Source organism: Subsaximicrobium wynnwilliamsii (genome assembly GCF_007997225.1).
Classification (GTDB): Bacteria; Bacteroidota; Bacteroidia; order Flavobacteriales; family Flavobacteriaceae; genus Psychroserpens; species Psychroserpens wynnwilliamsii.
Map to the genome: position 1 here is coordinate 1 of NZ_VORM01000016.1, position 18,064 is coordinate 18,064.

The 18,064-nt window shown below is 41.6% G+C and carries 16 protein-coding genes; 5 read left to right on the plus strand and 11 right to left on the minus strand.

The genetic code is table 11. The annotated features are described in order from the left end of the window. On the minus strand, positions 1–3,181 hold a 3,181-nt coding region (locus ESY88_RS13325), incomplete at its 3' end, for a choice-of-anchor L domain-containing protein (protein ID WP_147089866.1). Positions 3,182–3,449: 268 nt separating this feature from the next. Between ESY88_RS13325 and ESY88_RS13330 the strand changes: the two genes are divergently transcribed. The 3 genes from ESY88_RS13330 (at position 3,450) to ESY88_RS13340 (ending at position 6,075) form a co-directional block, all read left to right on the plus strand. Then, positions 3,450–4,358 (plus strand): NifU family protein, encoded by a 909-nt coding sequence (locus ESY88_RS13330; RefSeq protein WP_147087330.1) that lies wholly within the window; start codon positions 3,450–3,452, stop codon positions 4,356–4,358. Between the two features lie 86 nt (positions 4,359–4,444). After that, positions 4,445–5,146: a hypothetical protein gene (locus ESY88_RS13335; RefSeq protein WP_147087329.1), complete on the plus strand. Its 702-nt coding sequence runs from the start codon at positions 4,445–4,447 to the stop codon at positions 5,144–5,146. A 104-nt stretch (positions 5,147–5,250) separates the two neighbouring features. After that, positions 5,251–6,075, plus strand: a complete 825-nt coding sequence (locus ESY88_RS13340) for a mechanosensitive ion channel family protein (RefSeq protein WP_147087328.1) — start codon at positions 5,251–5,253, stop codon at positions 6,073–6,075. On the opposite strand, the gene tsaB is transcribed toward ESY88_RS13340, so the two are convergent. The 10 genes from tsaB to ESY88_RS13390 form a co-directional block, all read right to left on the minus strand. Then, positions 6,072–6,740 carry a tRNA (adenosine(37)-N6)-threonylcarbamoyltransferase complex dimerization subunit type 1 TsaB gene (gene tsaB, locus ESY88_RS13345; RefSeq protein WP_147087327.1) on the minus strand — a complete coding sequence of 223 codons (669 nt, stop codon included), beginning with the start codon at positions 6,738–6,740 and terminating at the stop codon, positions 6,072–6,074. The genes ESY88_RS13340 and tsaB overlap by 4 nt on opposite strands. A gap of 3 nt (positions 6,741–6,743) precedes the next feature. After that, positions 6,744–7,259: a TlpA family protein disulfide reductase gene (locus tag ESY88_RS13350; RefSeq protein ID WP_223270827.1), complete on the minus strand. Its 516-nt coding sequence runs from the start codon at positions 7,257–7,259 to the stop codon at positions 6,744–6,746. 1 nt (position 7,260) lies between these two features. Then, positions 7,261–8,538 carry an efflux RND transporter periplasmic adaptor subunit gene (locus ESY88_RS13355; RefSeq protein WP_147087326.1) on the minus strand — a complete coding sequence of 426 codons (1,278 nt, stop codon included), beginning with the start codon at positions 8,536–8,538 and terminating at the stop codon, positions 7,261–7,263. A gap of 4 nt (positions 8,539–8,542) precedes the next feature. Next, positions 8,543–9,985, minus strand: coding sequence for a TolC family protein (locus ESY88_RS13360; RefSeq protein ID WP_147087325.1), 1,443 nt, complete (start codon positions 9,983–9,985; stop codon positions 8,543–8,545). Between the two features lie 53 nt (positions 9,986–10,038). Then, a complete protein-coding gene (locus ESY88_RS13365) occupies positions 10,039–11,199 on the minus strand; it encodes an efflux RND transporter periplasmic adaptor subunit (RefSeq protein ID WP_147087324.1) in 1,161 nt (386 codons plus the stop codon). A 106-nt stretch (positions 11,200–11,305) separates the two neighbouring features. Beyond that, positions 11,306–12,562 carry an ABC transporter permease gene (locus ESY88_RS13370; RefSeq protein WP_147087323.1) on the minus strand — a complete coding sequence of 419 codons (1,257 nt, stop codon included), beginning with the start codon at positions 12,560–12,562 and terminating at the stop codon, positions 11,306–11,308. Between the two features lies 1 nt (position 12,563). Next, complete coding sequence (locus ESY88_RS13375; protein WP_147087322.1) at positions 12,564–13,808, minus strand: ABC transporter permease; 1,245 nt, start codon at positions 13,806–13,808, stop codon at positions 12,564–12,566. Next, the gene (locus ESY88_RS13380; protein WP_147087321.1) at positions 13,801–14,502 is read right to left on the minus strand and encodes an ABC transporter ATP-binding protein; all 702 of its coding nucleotides are present in this window, start codon (positions 14,500–14,502) and stop codon (positions 13,801–13,803) included. The genes ESY88_RS13375 and ESY88_RS13380 overlap by 8 nt, the downstream gene beginning before the upstream one ends. A gap of 132 nt (positions 14,503–14,634) precedes the next feature. Beyond that, complete coding sequence (locus ESY88_RS13385) at positions 14,635–14,859, minus strand: hypothetical protein (RefSeq protein ID WP_147087320.1); 225 nt, start codon at positions 14,857–14,859, stop codon at positions 14,635–14,637. 317 nt (positions 14,860–15,176) lie between these two features. Further along, complete coding sequence (locus ESY88_RS13390) at positions 15,177–15,905, minus strand: alpha/beta fold hydrolase (RefSeq protein ID WP_147087319.1); 729 nt, start codon at positions 15,903–15,905, stop codon at positions 15,177–15,179. Between the two features lie 228 nt (positions 15,906–16,133). On the opposite strand from ESY88_RS13390, the gene ESY88_RS13395 reads away from it, so the two are divergent. Together ESY88_RS13395 and ESY88_RS13400 are read left to right on the plus strand one after the other, a co-directional pair. Beyond that, a complete protein-coding gene (locus ESY88_RS13395) occupies positions 16,134–16,952 on the plus strand; it encodes an SDR family oxidoreductase (RefSeq protein ID WP_147087318.1) in 819 nt (272 codons plus the stop codon). Positions 16,953–17,170: 218 nt separating this feature from the next. Beyond that, positions 17,171–17,986 (plus strand): SDR family NAD(P)-dependent oxidoreductase, encoded by an 816-nt coding sequence (locus ESY88_RS13400; RefSeq protein ID WP_147087317.1) that lies wholly within the window; start codon positions 17,171–17,173, stop codon positions 17,984–17,986. Positions 17,987–18,064 lie beyond the last annotated feature (78 nt).

Below are 18,064 nucleotides of genomic sequence, written 5' to 3' on the forward strand. Positions count from 1 at the left end.
TGAGGTCGAAGACCCCGAAGCCGTCGCTGTCGGGATCGCAGTACTCAAGAGGGGCAGGGTCGTTCGCGACCGGAGCCTGCTGCACCGTGAGCACCAGGCTCGTGGTCGCATGGCAACTTGTGGTGTTATCCTCTACCCTGACCAAGACGACCTGGCCGTTGGCTTCGTTTGTGTAGGGGATCGGCAATGCGTCTGTATCGCTGTCGGCATCGGCTTGGTCCTTATGGTAACTTACCGTGTAGCCGGGATTGTTGCCCGTGACCTCGCTGTTCTTCATGCTAAGGTCGATCGAGGTGATACCGTCTGGCACGCCGTCGTCGCAGACTTCCAAGGGGGTGGGATCAAAAATGATGGGCAAAGGCTTGACCACTAAATCCAGACTCCCTGTATTGGTACAAAAAGTCGAAGTATTCGTTAAACTATAAAATATGGTTTGTGGCGTTGCAATATTGCTGTAATCATTTGGCAAGGGATTATTGCCAGTTTCAGCATCTTCAAGACTGAGATAATAGTTTACGCTAAGATTGGCTTGACCATTGATCACTTCATCCGTTTTTGAAGACAAGTCAAATGTTTCCGTTTCATCGCCTGATGTGTTATCATCACACAACTCATAATCTGAAATTTGAGCAATCTCAGGGATTTCCTCGACAATTAGAGTCAATTCCGCAATAGCGAAACAACCTGTGGCATCTGTTTCCAACCGCGCATACATTGTTTGGACGCTTGGGTTTATATTCGTGTAAGGACTTGCTTTTGGATTATCGCCGGTATTGGCATCCTCTTGCGACTCGTGATAGGTAAGTGTAAGGTTGGTTTGACCTCCAACAATTTCCGCAGTTTTTAAAGTCAAATCGAAACTTGCAAAACCATCAAAGTCATCATCACACACTTTTAAGGGAGCAGGTGTAGTTGCTATAGGCAGGGGATTAACTACCAATTCCAGAGAGCTAGTATTAAAACAACCCGGATCGCCAACGGATGCAACGCTCACAAAAATGGTTTGATTGTTTGCGTCCACATTAACATAAGGACTTGTCAATGCATTCGTGCCACTATCAGCATCGGCTTGGGATACATGATAAGCAACAGACGCGGTTGTAGGCTCCAAATCGCCGATGACCTCAACATCTTTATCGGTTAAGGTGAACATTGCAAAACCATCTGCATTATCATCACAAACCTCGAAAGGTGTAACCGCATTGTTGATTTCTAAACTGGTGTACCCAATTTCAAAAGGAGTGGTATCAAAACATTCTTGCGAAGTATCTGCAATTCGGGCGTAAATAACTTGAGGATTGGACACATTGGTATAAGGACTGGTTAACTCCGCCACATTATCTATAGCGTCTTGTTCAGTCAAATGATAGCTGGTAATGTAATCGTCGGGATTTTGATCGCCTAAAATGTTTTCATCATTATCAGTGAGATCAAATTCACCAGCAGTTTCATTGATACAGATCGATAAATCTTCGGGCGTATTGGCGACAGGACTTGGTTTAAATTCGACCAAAATAGAAGATGAGAACTGGCAATCTTCAGAAAAATAAACATCCACAGCATAAGTGCCAGGCTCAGTTACTGTTAGTGTTGAATTGGTTTCCCCCGCGATCTCCACACCATCCCTAAACCAAATATGGGCAGCTGTTGGCACGTTGGTATCCAGAAGCACATCTGCACCACCACAACCGGCTGTTCCAGCTGCTATGGTAATATCCTCCCCTAAGTTGCCACCAAGGTTGAAACTACCCGCTTTTAAGAAAACCCCAGAATCGTAGGCAGTATCCCTAGCATCTGAGATGACCAATTTGATGTGATAGGTTTCACCGGGTGTGACCGCTGACTGTGCGGTAAAAACTTCGGTACGTCCATCAAAACTCATTGGTGGTTGGTTTGAGGGCGTATAGCCTCCAAAATATTGCTCATTAATAGCCGCACAATTGCTGTTGGCTTCATGAATATTAGTCACCAAGATCGGGGTGGTTGTACCTGGCAAAACCGCCAGATTGGTTGTTGTGCCGTTAGAGTCTGTTAGCAAGAATGCAAAAGCATCGGAGAAATCACATTCAAATGAACCTCCATTGTACTCTTCTGAAGCCATTAAAAAATCAAAGCTGATGCTATCCGCCAAAGGCACAAAATCAAATTCAATGATAGAGGCATTATTTGAAACAATGCCCACGATTGAAGCCAATTGAGCATCTCCAGGCCAACTACTACCGCCGGCACTCAAGGCATTATTATTAGGACCCCTTACTGCAGTAGCATCTCCGGAAGTTAAAAGCACCCCGTCTGTAAAAGGAAACATAGAACCATCACTCACAAAATACCCAATGCCATTGACGCTGCTGAAATTTGTGCCGGTTGAAGACGTAATGTTACTAACCGCGGCGCATGGGCTATCAATTAACACATCCTGCACCAATTGCTCTATCGTAAATGCAGATGTATTGACCACAATGTTGGCTCCCACCACAAAGACTTGAATGGTAGTGGTTTCTGAGCATCCCAAGGGGTTATTATCGGTAACCGTCAAAATGACGTTATACTGGCCAGCGTTGGCGAAGGTTCTGGTCACTGTTTGACCTGTAATCGCCGGTCCGAAGCCAAAATTCCATTTATAGGTCGCTCCCGTGCCATCCGTCGCAAAATTGGCATTGCCCGTAAAGGTGACACTGTCATTTGCTGCAATTTGCACGACACCTGTTGCATTGGCTTCAGGAATGGTACTTTCAACAAATGGATCGATGTCTTGACAAGGCACAGCACAAATGATATCGGCAGCCCATCCTGTGGTTGTTCCACTTCCATTAGAAACGAATTGCACCGTAAGGCAGCCACTGGTATTCGTCTCTGATGCAATTACCTTGCCTGGGCCCGCCGCGCCTGAATAACTTCCAACAAGCGGTGCTGTAACATCGTCACCATCATAAATGGTAAGGACATCTGTGTTAAGTTGGGTGCTAAACGCTGTAAAATCAAGTATAATGAATGCATCGTCATCTGAGGGGCAAATGGTAATTATAAAGTTTTCGTTGTCGCCGTAAAAACCAGAGGCCCCGCCTGAATCATAGAATTTATCTGGCGCACATCGCGTAAACGCCCCATTTTGCATCACTAGATCCTGAGCCAGCGCATTTAATGAAAATAGAAAAAGAATGACGTAGTAGAGGTATTTCATGTGCAATTACAAATTTAGGGTTTTTTAGGTAACTGGACTTCAGGAGCCTTTAGGCTATTAAAGGCGGAATTTAAGAAATTTTAACTAAAAAGGTCTTTTTAGTGCTTACAAAAGTGATAGTTTAACAATTAATCCGTTCTATTAAATGCTAAACACGTGTAGGGCCAAATCACTATTGTTGATTTTTCAAAAAACCATGCGTGTTATCAAATGCTAAATATAGGCACACAATGGATTATCTTTGTTATTTTTGCAAAAAGACTTAGACATGACCACACATAAAATTTCAATCAAACCGACCACGAACCCGGCTATCTTAAAATTTGAAGCCGAGACGTTTTTGACACAGCAGGAAAGCTTTGAATTCAATAATATTGATGAAGCAAGTGCCTCGCCGTTGGCACAAGAACTATTCTACCTGCCTTTTGTGAAAAAAATCTACATTTCAGGAAATTTTATAGCGATAGAACGATTCAATATTGTGGAGTGGGTAGACGTACAAAATGAAGTCTCCCAACAAATTGAAGACTATCTAAACAAAGGGGGAGCCGCAGTGAATAGCGAAGCTACTAGCAACAAAACCAAAGTGCCGGTAAGTATTTATGCGGAAAGCACTCCAAATCCTTCCGTATTAAAATTTGTTGCCAACAAGAAATTGGTCACAAATTCGCACGAGTTCACATCCATTGACGAGGCCAAATATGCGCCTATGGCCACAGAATTATTTCATTTCCCCTTTGTGAAAAGTGTATTTATTGATGAGAATTACGTGTCGATAACCAAATTTGACATGGCAGAATGGAACGACATTACCATTGAACTGCGCGACTTTATAAGAAACTATATTGCAGACGCCAAAACCATCATCAATGAAGATGCACCTCAAGTGCAGCAGAAAAAAACGGAAGCGCTTGACAAAACCTACGAACAACTGGACGATACCTCCAAAGAGATCATCAATATTCTAGAGGAGTATGTTAAACCAGCGGTCGCCAGTGATGGTGGCAATATTGAATTTCAATCTTACGATCCCGTGAGCAAAACTGTGAAAGTAGTGTTACAAGGTGCTTGTAGTGGTTGCCCATCTTCAACATATACCCTAAAAAGCGGGATTGAGAATATGTTGCGTGAAATGATGAAAGGCCGTGTTGAGACCGTTGAGGCGATTAATGGATAGTTGCATCACTGCGCAGTATAAAATAATTTCCTATCTTTATTTTTATATGACGTAATACTTCTTTTACGTCTTTTTAAATCTGTTCTATGAAAAATCAAGTATTTCAAGCCATTCTATTTATTTTATTTTCATTTGTAGGTTATTCTCAAAACGATGATACTGACTCTTTCCAGCAAATTATGGATGGGAGTCCATATTCGGTTATGACTAAATCTATCAACTCAAAAGAAGTTAAAGGGTCACCTTATTTGTACGATATCTTTTTTCCTGCTAAAATCGCAGGGCTTCAAGAAAAGATTTTCAATGTTAGGTACAATGCCTATTTTGATGAATTTGAAATCAAGGATGCTGAAGACCAAATCAACTTAGTGAATAAAGATCTGCAACAACTAACAATTACCTTCTCCAATGATCAAACTGTTTTCATATCCTCCAGTTACCTAGACCAAAACAACCAAATCACGAGAGGTTATTTTGTTGTGGCTTCTCCAGAAAACCAGAAGAATCAATTATTGATAAAGAAAAGTAAGCGTTATAGCGAAAGCAAGCCGGCCAGATCAAGTTATGAGAAATCTAAGCCCGCAGAATTCGAGGAAAATAAAGACACCTATTATTTGAGATTGAGCGATGGTGTTGCGAAAGAAATCCCTCGCAACAAAAAAGACCTTGCCAACATGTATCCAAAACATTCCAAGGCCATTTTAGACTTCATCAAGAAAAACAGAATCAACACCACTGAGCGAGAAGACCTGGTTAAACTCGTTAAATACCTTAATAGTCTTCAATAATCACCGAAGCGCTTGTATTCAAAACGCCCGAATGTTGCTCTGAAAAATTTAGCATTCGGCGTTTTTTTGATATTTTTGCCAATCATTAAAAAACACATAGTTACATGGAATTAGAACGTTGGATAAACAAAGGTTATGAACTCTTGATTGAATATGGCCCAAAAGTCATCGCAGCGATTCTCATCTGGATCATCGGGTCATGGATTGCCAGGATGTTGATTAAAGGCATCAGAAAAACCATGGAAAGTCGGGACTTTGACATTAGCCTGCGCAAATTTCTTCTCAACTTACTCAGTGCTGCATTCAAGATTGTTTTGATCGTTGTTGTGTTGGGAACCGTCGGTGTAGAAACCACTTCCTTTGTGGCCATCCTTGCCGCTGGTGGTTTAGCCTTAGGTCTTGCCTTGCAAGGCACACTTGCCAATTTTGCGGGAGGCGTGCTCATCATGCTCATCAAACCGTTCCAAATTGGAGATTGGATAAAAGCCCAAGGCATAGAAGGCACCGTTAAAGAAATCTCGATTTTCAATACAAGATTGACCACCTTTGGAAACCAATCGGCGATAATGCCAAACGGTAAATTATCAAATGACAACATCATCAATTATACTAGGGAAGGCATTAGAAAAGAGTCATTGACCTTTGGGATTAGTTATGATAGTGATATCAAATTAACCAAGGATATTCTTTTAAAATTGGTGAATGAACAACCCACTGTAATGCATGAAGAAGGCAAGGAACCAATGATCGTGGTTGCCGAGTTGGCCGATAGTTCTGTAAACCTTTCATTGCGCTATTGGGCAAAAAATGAAGATTTTTGGGCTTTACGCTGGACGGTTCTTGAAGATGGTAAAATGCGTTTGGAAGCTGAAGGAATCGTTATCCCATTCCCACAAACCGATGTGCATTTGTTCAAGGAAGAAAACTAAGCTTTTTTCTTGACCATAAAATCCTTTAAATAAAAAGGCTCAAAATAGGCGACATCCACGATGTCGCTTTTTTTATACTTCACATAAGCCATAGCGCCCATTTGTGCTGCGGAAGGCAACTTATTTTCAATAAAAATAGCGTTTTCATGGCTTATGATGCGTTTCGTTTTCTCAACCCCGCTTCCCACGAAATAGACCTTTGAGCCATTTAATTCTGCTTGAAAAGACGTTTCATCCAGAATCTGAGCTTCAATTTCCCTGAGCAATTCATAATTGGTCTTAAATATGGCTGAGTAAACCTCCATACGTCTGGCATCCAACATTGGGATGATGAGACCATCTTCAGCTTGCACCTGATGCGCCAATGCTTCTAAAGTGGAGATAGCGATCAACGGTAGCTCCAAAGCGTAACACAAGCCTTTCGCAGCAGAAACGCCAATACGAAGCCCTGTGTAAGACCCAGGGCCTTTACTTACCGCAATGGCATCTAATTGGGATTTGGACACCTCGGCTTCCGTTAAAACTGCATCAATGATACTGTGCAGGGATTCGGCATGGGAATAATTGGGATCATTATCCTCCTTTAAAACCAAAGTCTCCCCTTTATTTGAAAGCGCAACCGAGCAATTGGTGGTAGCAGTCTCGATACTCAATATATAGGCCATAGCTTATTGCTTCGTCTTGTAATCTTTAATGATTTTGGAAATAACACCAGCAGTGAGTTTGTGGTTTGCCAAAGTTGGGAAACCCTCCCACCTCACAAAACCCTCTGGATCTATGAGGACTACATGTGGGATTCCTTGAATACCATACACAGTGTTCATGATCTTACTGGTATCCAAAGCGCTGTAATAGTTTATTTTTGGAGTGGTCATGCGCTTTACCTTTTCTTCAGTTTCGGCACTTATGCCTATGACGACCAGGCTCTCCTTGAACTTTTCACTATAGGCATTCATTTGAGGAATCTCCCGTTTGCAAGGCCCGCACCAGGTTGCCCAGAAATCTAGCATAATGAATTTGCCTTCTGTATCTGGTTTTTCGGTAAGCCACTTATCCAATTTCAATGCAGGTGCTTTCTTATTGATGTAGGACCTTGCCCAAAGCTGTTTGTCTTGCGCAAAGCCTTCCGAAGAAAACATGAGCAATAAAAAAAGTGTTGAAATGCAGGCCTGCTTTAAGTTCACGTTAATCCTTTTTATCTGAGATGACCTCAACCTTATCTCCAGCATTCAAGGTCTTTGAAACCACATTGTATGGGCCAGTGATGATTTGGTCACCTTCTGCCAAGCCAGAAACGATCTCGATATTGGTATCATCTTGAATTCCTGTTTTGACTACCTTAAGTTTTGCGGTACCATTGTCATTTATAAAAACGCATTCAAAGCGCTCTTCGTTTTCAGGTTCTACCGTATCGGCAGCCATTTTTTCGAAGCTTTTCTTGACGGAAGAGGTATCGGTCTTGATCACAATCGAGCTAATTGGCACTGCGACTGCATTTTTGCGTTGTGCGGTCATGATATCTACCGTTGCGGTCATCCCAGGACGAAACGGCGAATAATGTTCTGGTTTGCCTTCAGTTAAATCTTTATAAGACTCTTTTAGGATTTTAACCTTCACCCTGAAGTTTGTGACTTGATCGGCAGTCAATGCTTGGCCTGCAGAGTTGGCAATTTGGGTCACAATACCCTTGAATTCCTTTTTTAAATACGCATCAACCTCCACTAGGGTTGTATCGCCAATTTGCACCTTGACGATATCATTTTCATTAACATCAACCTCCACTTCCATATCCTTGAGATTGGCAACCCTCAAAATTTCGGTACCAGCCATTTGTTGGGTACCCACCACACGTTCGCCCAACTCTACGCTAAGCAAAGAAATGGTGCCGCTCATGGGTGCATAAATTGTGGTCCTGCTCAAATTATCTTGGGCTTCATTGACAGTTGCAGCTGCGCTTCTCACACCATAGTAGGCCGAGTTTTTTGCTGCTTCCGCAGTCTCGTATGCTGCAATGGATCTATCCCAATCTGCTTTTGAAATAACTCCTTTTTCAAACAAGATCTTATTGCGATCATAATTGGATTTTGCCTCCTTGAGCGACGCTTCAGCCTGCGCAAGACCTGATTTGACATTTTGGTAAGAGGCTTGCGATCTGTTTACGGCAGATTGTATAAGGTCTGGATTGACCTTAACCAAGAGTTCGTCCTTATTGACCTGCTGACCTTCCTTAAAAGGAAGTTCGATGATTTCACCAGAAACCTCACTGGATATCTTAACCTCAACTTCGGGTTGTATCTTTCCTGTGGCAGAAACGGTTTCGGTAATATCAATAAGCGTGACTTTTTTGACATCTACTTCCTTGAAGTTTCCCTTCTTACCAAACAAGTCCATTTTAGCTGCAATCACCAAGACCAATAGTAAAACAACAATAACTCCAATAATAATCTTAGTTTTTTTGGACATGGTATTAAAATTTCAATTCGTTAGCTGGCACTCCAAAGTAGAGTTCCAAAACCTTCAGTTTAAAAATATAGTCGTATTTGGCGTTATTCATATCTATTTTAGAATTGTCATACCGCAATTTAGATTGACTAAAATCGAAGGCATTGGTCAAGCCCACATCATAGCGCTCCTTAGCATAGTCATAAGCCAATTCTTGAGATTCCACAGCAGATTTTGCTGCTTCGTAAGATTTCAGTGATCCTTTGGCATCAACGTAAGCCTGATAAACGTTAGACTCCAAATCTAACTCTGCCTGTTCCAATTGAAAATTAGAACGTCTTAGATTAATTTCGCTTCGTTTAACATTAGATCGCGTTGAGAAACCATTAAAAATAGGAATATTAAGGCTCAGCCCATAACCAATACCATCATTTTGGTACAATTGATTGAAAAAAGGCTCAGCCCCTGCTTGACGTGTAATCGTATTGGGAAACTGCCCAACTACCGGTTGGCCAGTAGCCTCAACCACTCCAATTTGTTGGGTGACCAAAGGCTCATCTGGATCAAGATCCTGTATAAATGATTGCGCATTGGTAAACCTGGTGTCATACCCAAAAAACGCACTCAATGTTGGCAAATAGTTGCCTTTCGCAAGTTGGACGTCTTTTTTCGCCAGTTCCACATCTTGCTCAGCTATCTTAATTTCTGAACGGTTGTCCCTTGCACCAGACATGATTTCGGAAACACTCTTATCGGCTATTCCGCCATCCACAATATTATAACCGGCATCTTGCACGTCGAAAGTCTCATAATCCTTGATTAGGAGCAATTGGGCAAGACTAATGAGCGAGATTTGAATCTGGTTCTCAGCATTGACGATGTTTTGAAGCTCGCTTGCATTGATGGCCCGTATCTCCAGCAAATCCCCTTGCGGCAAAGAACCGGCGTCAACGAGTTGCTGTGTTCTTTCCATTTGTTCTATGGTCACTTCGTTTTGCGATTGTAAAACTTCAAGATTGGCTTTGTTCAAAATGACCTGTAAAAATGAATTGGCCACCAATAAGGAGATATCGTCCTTCATTTTTAACAAACGGTATTGACTAGCCAATTTTGCAATCTTTGCGCGCTGTACTTCACGAATGTTTCTAAGACCATCAAAAAGCGTGTAGCCAATATTACCTCTACCTGTAAACGAGAGAAAAGTGGTGGTTTGCGCATTGTTGGTAACCGGGTTAAAACTAAGTCCCGTATTTTCTGAAACGCTACTGCTTAAATTTAAGCTTGGCATAAAGTTACCCAAGGCAAGCAACCTATCGATATCGGTCGCCTCGAGATTCAGTTCGCTTTGTTTTACTGAAATATTGTTCTCTAAGGCATGCTCAACACATTCTGTAAGCGTCCACTTTTTGTTTTGGGCGTTTACTCCTAAAGTAATGAGCACTATTATTAAACTGACTATTTTTTTCATAATTACTGTATATGTATCTATTTACGCTTTCGTGTTACACAATTGTCAATGATTTATTGCTGGGCATAAGTAGGAATGCCTTGTACTTGGTTCCACACCTTTATTTTATCGTCTTTGGAAATGCCGCTTTTTACCTCAACAAAAATACCATCTGAAATACCCAATTCCACATCACGTCTTTCAAATTCCTGATCGCCCACTGCAATTTCCACAAAAGGTTTTTTAGTCTCTTGATCATACTGTACCAAGGCTTCTTTGATGGCCAATACATTTTCAGCCTTATCCAAAATAATGGACGCATTGGCACTTAAGCCTGCTCTTATAAAAGTAGAATCGATATTTTTTATACTGCCCTTAATCTCAAATTGAATGGCACCATTCTCGGCAACCCCTTTGGGAGCGATATAATCTAAAACCGCCTCAAATTTTTGATTCTCTATGGCACCCACTGTGATTTCCAAAGGCAATCCCTCTTTGATTTTCCCTACTTCACTCTCGTCTACCTTACCCTCAAAGATCATTTGTTTCACATCTGCCAAGGAGGCTATAGAGGTGCCTTCATTAAAATTGTTGGCCTCAATGACTTGGTTACCTGCTTTCACGGGCACATCTAAAACCATCCCCGAAACGGTTGCTCTAACCTGGGTTTGGGCACTGTTGCCCACACCGCTTGTAGTCCCTGTTTTGATGATGTCGTAATTTTGGGTAGCGCTATTCACGTTTATTTTGGCTTGCTCAACGGCTTGCTTGGTTTGTAAATAGGTGTTTCTTACACCCTCAAAATCATTTGCTGAAATCACGCCTTTATCAAATAAGGCTTTCTGTCTATCATAATTGGCTTGTTGGGTTTGCAAGTTGATTTTAGCAGTTTCCAACGAGGTTCTATTGCTGGCAATATTGTTTTTTGCACTCGTCAAAGAAGACACATTGGGAATAACTTGAATTTGGGCAATCAAGTCTCCAGACTTCACATACTGCCCAGCATCTATAAACACTTTTTCAATCACTCCAGAAATATTCGGCTTTATCAAGATTTCCTCTTTAGGCACTATGTTACCGGTGGCTACTGTTTTTACAGTAATGGTTTCCATGGTTGGTGATTCCGTGGTATAAGTCACAGGGTCTTCCTGGTTTTTTTTCCACAAATAAATTAGTGCTGCTGCAAAAACAACAACAATTGAGATAAGTAAGATGGCGGTTTTAGTTCTTTTCATGTGTTTGTAATATTAACTTATTTTCAGGTCGCATCTCGCTTCAAAAAAGAGATTTGAACTATTATTTTAAAATAATTTGAGGGTTTGATTGTTTGAGTTTTTTGGGTTATTCGATTCTTAAAGCGTCAACGGGTTTCATTTTTGTAGCGCTATTTGCAGGAATCAAGCCAGCCAACACTCCAGAAACCACTAGAATGATTAATGCCGTAAAAACCACATTCATGCTAACGCTTGGATTTGCAAAATTCTCTACCGGACCTACGCGGTCTAAAATAGTGTTCATGACGTAAATTACTATGGCGGCAAATGAGATGCCGGTCATACCAGAAAGAATGGTCAATATTAAACTTTCCTGTAAGACCTGGGATTTGATGCTCCATGGTGATGCCCCCAAAGCGCGTCTCACCCCAATTTCTTTGGTGCGCTCCTTGACGACAATGAGCATGATGTTACTTATTCCAATAATACCAGACATAAGCACCAAAGCGCCAACGAAATAGCCTACAAAGCTCAATATTGAAAAAAGACCGTTGATGCGCCCAAATTGCTCAGACAAATCATAATGCCCAATGGCCCGATCGGTAGGATCGATTTTATGTCGCGATTTCATCAAATCGAAAATCTGCTGCTTCATATCTGTTATTGAAGTTCCGTCGACAGCAGTAATTGCCATCCAACCCACATCTTCGCCTTGATTGAAGGCTTGCCCAAAGGTTGTGAACGGAATGTAAATGGTGTTGGCGTCTTCCTCCTTATCCCCTTGACTGTTGCTCATTTTAAAAGTACCAACCACCATAAAATTCACGCCATTAACCTTGATGTAAGTTCCCAAAGCGTCTTCGTTTTTTTCGTAAAGACTTTTAACAACCCCTGTACCAATAACACAGATCTTGCGTTTCGCTTCAATGTCTGAATAACTCAAAAATCGCCCCTGCAATAGGTCCATGGGCTGTTGGTAGATGTATTCAGGGTAATCGCCATAGATTTGAAATGCTCCTGTTTTAGTGCCTCTGGTTACATTATTCGCACCTTGATAGCCTCCAAGGGAATTTCTAGGTGATACGTATTTTAGATTGGGAATTTCAGATTTTATCGCTGCAACATCATTGATGTCATAGTTAAATCGCCTGCCCTTAGGCAGTCCTTTATAAGGTTTGGAAGTACTTTGGGTCCACATAAACATGGAATTGGTGGCGAAATCCCCAAAGCCTGCGGTCACACCATTGCTCAAGCCATTGGTCATCGCCAATAACAAGACCAAAATGGTAATGCCCCAGAACACTCCAAATGCGGTCAATAAAGTTCTAAATTTATTGGCGTTTAAAGCTTCTAGTATTTCGTCCCAACGGTCTCTACTAAACATATTATTCGTCTCTAAGTGCTACTATAGGTTTAATTTTGGCGGCTCTATACGCGGGAATGAATCCTGCAATTGCGCCTGCCAAAACCAACAAGAACACCGTGGTTAGCGCTATGTTGAAATCTACTTGCGGATATTTTATAAAATCATTTTCTATTTGAGGGCCTACAAGTTCCAAAAGTCCAAGTCCGAAAACAAGTCCGAACAAACCAGAAAACATGGTCACAAAAACCGCCTCCTGTAAAATCATCCCAACAATAGACATGGGCATTGCTCCTAGCGCCTTGCGAATACCAATTTCCTTAGTACGCTCCTTAACAATAATGAGCATAATATTACCAACACCTACCACACCGGCGATAATGGTACCTATGCCCACAAACCAAAATACGGCTTGAATGGTGGCAACGAGTGAGTAGATTTTTTGTGCCTCTTCTAAGGTGTTGTTAACGCGAACTGCACTTACATCATCAGGCGCCACGATATGGATTTCCTTTAATTGGCTCTCAATGCCTTGCGAGATGGCTTCAGATTTCTTTACGGCTTTATCAAAATTGTCTTCCATTTTCATGGTAAAAGACATATTTCTAATGTCTTGGCCAGCATTGAACACTCTTTGAGCCGTGGTGATTGGAATGTACAGCTGACTTTCCTCTCGCTCCCCACCGGGATCAAAAAACACGCCAACGACCTTAAAGTTTACCCCATAAACTGAAATATTCTTGTCAATGGGACTCTCATCCTTGAACAAGTCCTGTTTCATTTTATTGCCGATCACTGCGATCTTTCTGCTCTCTACAACATCTGAATGATTGACGAAGCGACCAGTTCCTATATCGGCATTTTCGATGAATTGATTGTCGGGTAGAACACCGCTAATTCTGTAATTTCCTGATTCGTTTCCGTATGAGACCGTGCCGCCCCAAACCATGAAGGTTTTAGAACGATATTCCAGATAAGGATCAAATTTTCGCTCAACAGCATCGTAGCTTTCATTGGTGAGCTGAACGTAACGCCCAGGATTTAAACCTTTATAACTTTTAGTGGTTCGGCTCGTCCTAACCGATATTTCATTGGTGGCATCCTGTTCAAACTGTGATTTCACTCCGTTTTCAATGCCTTTACTGAAACCTAGAAGAATGACCAAAATGAAAATTCCAGAAGCTACTGAAAGTCCGGTTAAAAAAGTACGCAACTTGTTTTTGCTTAGGGTTTCGAATATTTCCTGCCAGCGCTCGAGATCAAACATGGGCTGAAGCTCTTACTTGTTCAACAACAGAATCGTCTATGATGACGCCATCCTTAAGGTTCACAATGCGCTTGGTCATTTGAGCGATGTCATGCTCATGGGTTACCACCAAAATGGTTTTTCCCGCGTCATTAATCCCTTGGATCAACTCCATGACCTCATAAGAAGTTTGGGTATCCAATGCACCAGTAGGCTCATCGGCCAAAAGTACTTTTGGGTCACTTACCAATGCTCTCGCTATGGCAACACGCTGTTTTTGACCGCCAGAAAGTTCGCTGGGCAAATGATGCGACCATTGGGCCAGACCCACTTTTTCGAGGTAATGCATGGAGCGCTCGGTGCGTTCCTTTCTATTCATACCTTTATAATAAAGCGGCAGAGCCACATTGTCTAAAGCGCTTTTGTAATTTATAAGATTGAAGGATTGAAAAATAAAGCCTAGAAATTCATTTCTGTATTTGGCTGCTATTTTTTCATTAAGATTTTTGATGGGCACATTATCAAGAGTATAACTACCTTCATCTGCTTCATCAAGCATGCCTAAAATATTGAGAAGTGTGGATTTACCAGAGCCCGAAGAGCCCATTATAGAGACCATCTCGCCCTCTTTCACATCAAAATTGATGCCTTTTAGGACATGTACGGAGTTTTTCCCCATGTGATAGGATTTATGTAAATCTTTAATGCTGATCATAGTATAGGTAGTTAAGCGCTACAATATTACACAAAACACAGTCCCAATTATGCTAAGTATTTGTTAAGAGTAAAGATTAATGGGTATTTATAAGACGTCTAAACAGGAAAAGTGTTACAGGATCTTGAAGATTTATATGGTTTTTTTACCACGAATGAATTGCCAATAAATAGCAAAAGCAATACCAGCAACCAAAATATAGGGAACGGCCATGAGATACATAATGCCATCATTCACACCCACTGCAGTAACTTGACCTTCTTCGCTTTCCAATACCGCTCGGCACATGGCGCATTGGGCATTTGTTTGCAAAAAGAATACGAAGGAAAAGAGTAAAAAGAGAAGATTGCGTTTCATCACTAGAATGTGTTTATTTTTTGTTTTGCAAAGATAAGATACTTTGGTTTGATTCTGAAATTTTTGTAATAGGCGAAGCTGGGTCTGATTTTTTAGAGGGTAGAGGTTGGTAGGTGGTAGGTGGTAGGTTGTAGGTTGTAGGTTGTAGGTTGTAGGTTGTAGGTTGTAGGTAAAAAAAGTTGACCAAATAGTCTCTCTCTCAAAGCATATTTCTATAATTAAAATTGCTCCAGCTTCATTAAGACAAAACACGTTCATTTTCTCGAAACTAGAAACAAATGCCAAATTCCTGATACGCTATCCCTCTAAATTCAAGCCTACCATTTCCTCATAATCCTATTGATGCGCTTGGCCAATTTGCGTGAAGACTCCATTGGGATGAGATGACCGGATTTGCCGAAGGTGCTGAGTCTGGCATTTTGTATATGTGGCAGCACTTCCTCATGAATGTCATCCATACCAATCACAGGATCGCTTGTGCTACAAATCACGAAGGTTGGGATATCCAGGTTTTTTGTGGCCCAAGACACATCGGTACCCATGCCTTCTTTAATCCACCACCCCCAGGTTTTATATTCGATACGCAATTGACTCTGTACCGCATAATCGAATTTTTTCGGCTTCATACTTTTACATGTGGCGTTTTCAACCGTAATAATGGCTTCATCTTCGTCGGGATGGTGCAGCATGCGTTTTTTCTCATGGGCGGGCATGTTTTCTACAGTTGGTGGTGATGGCGCGATGAGTATTATTTTTTCTGGCGGATTCGTTTTCATCAAAAACGCAGTGAATAAGGCGAGTTTAGCTCCCATGGAATGCCCGCAAAGCACATATCGCTTCAAATCTCTGCCTTCAATTTGGGCTTTGATCCATTCAGCAAATTTTCGGATTGATAGCTCCTCCAAAGCTTCAGTGCCATTGAATCCTGGGAGATCCAGATAAACAGAATCGTAATTGTGGTCTAAATGTTTGTCGAGCCATTTCCAGCTTCCGCTATCACCTCCAAAATAATGGATGAATACAATCGTGCGCTTTTCCGAAGTCATATCAGTTTATTTTTCTTCAACTTTTTGATAAAAATAATGATAAACTTAAAACGGTCAAGACTTTGACTTGATATCCTTATAGAAATTTGTGTTTGGGTTAGCATTGAATGTTTTTCAGTTTAACCCCATCTGTTTGAATGAAGCAAGATTAGTCGTGTTTCAGTTAGACTATTTTTTCAATTGGTTGTTTCTTTAAAGGAGGAAGAAAAACACTAAATCATTGTTCAAATGCAAAAACCCAATCAAAGATTGATTAACCAGACCTGTATTGTCACTGGTGGAAGCTCTGGCATAGGCAGCGCTGTGGCAAAAGCCATTGCTTCGGAAGGTGCAAATGTGGTCATCAACTATAATAGCAGTAAAGCCTCTGCGGAAGAATTGGCGCATGAGATCAGTAAAGACAAGCGTGCTGGCGATGTCATTACCTGCCAGGCCGATGTAAGCCAAGAACAGGATGTGCAGCGCTTGTTCAAGACCAGCAAGGATCAATTCAAGCACATTGATATTTGCGTGTCTAACGCTGGTATACAAAAGGATTCGCCGCTTCATGCAATGCGTCTGGCAGATTGGAACAAGGTTATAGGCGTGAATCTCACTGGGCAATTTTTATGTGCTCGTGCCGCACTCAATGAATTTATGAATACCGGAATAAGAAAAGATGTTTCGCGCTCTGCAGGCAAAATCATCCACATGAGCTCGGTACACGAAGTGATTCCATGGGCTGGCCATGCTAATTACGCGGCTTCCAAAGGAGGTATTGCCATGTTGATGCAGAGCATTTGCCAAGGGTACGCCCAATACAAGATTCGCTGCAACAGCATTGCACCGGGCGCTATCAAAACCCCTATCAATAAGGAGGTTTGGCAAGATGAGGCAAAAATGAAAAAACTACTGAAACTCATCCCTTATGACGAAATTGGTGAGCCCAGCGAAATTGGAAGTGTCGCAAGTTGGTTGGCTTCAGATGAATCGGAGTATATCAATGGCACCACTATTTATGTAGATGGCGGGATGACCTGCTATCCTGGATTTACAACCAACGGATAATTTTCCGAAGCAATTTGTAAAAGATAGCTGTCAAGTTTTAAATTCCGAGGCACTGGGACTCACAGCTCTTAAATATTCAACTTTTGACCAGTATCATAATTGAAAATTTGTACCTCCGCTCTAATCATAAGAATTGAAAATGTTGTCAAGCCATCCGAATTTTGTTTGCCGCTGCCCTGAATCGAGCAAAAATTAAATAAACACTTAAAAAAAATATTATGGATTTAAAAATCAAAGGAAAAACTGCATTAGTAACAGGAGGCGATTCTGGATTGGGTATAGAAACCGCAAAATTTCTGGCCAGAGCTGGCGTAAACGTCATCATATCTGATAAAACTGCCGGAAAAGATTTAGATAAAGCGAAGGCGCAAGTTGAGAAGGAATGTGAAATGGGAGCTAAAGTCATGGCCATTGCTGCCGATATTTCCAACAACGACGAAGTCTTGGCACTCGCTAAAAGAATTGAAGACGAATTTGGTGGCGCACACATCATCTTTCATGCAGCTGGAGCCAGAGGTGCTGCAGGCGACTTTTTAGAGTTGACCGATGCTGATTGGATGAAGACCATTGAAATCGATTTGATGGGTGCGGTTCGGGTTGCACGTGCTTTTGTGCCACAAATGCAAAAATTGAAATGGGGACGTATGATTTTGGTGGCTTCGGAAAACGCCTTCCAGCCTTATATTGAGGAAAGCCCTTACAACGCTTGTAAAGCTGCGATCATCAATTTGGCAAAATGCCTGTCTCGGGCGTATTCCAAAGAAAATATTCTCATCAACTCCATTTCGCCAGCTTATATTGAAACACCTATGACGAACGCGATGATGGATGAGTTAGCGGAAAAAAGGGATACCACCGTAGAGAAAGCCGTGGAATGGTTTGTGAAAAATAAACGCCCGCATATTGCCATGCAACGCCGCGGTAGACCTGAGGAAGTAGCATCTGTAGTTGCTTTTTTGTGTTCCGAACACGCAAGTTTTGTGAATGGAGCAAATATTAGAATTGATGGTGGTGCTGTGGAATCGGCGTTTTGAAACCTATCCACTCTAAAATTGATAAACCGATGATTCCTGTATTTCCGGATGATCGGTTTTTTTTAAAAATCAATAAGC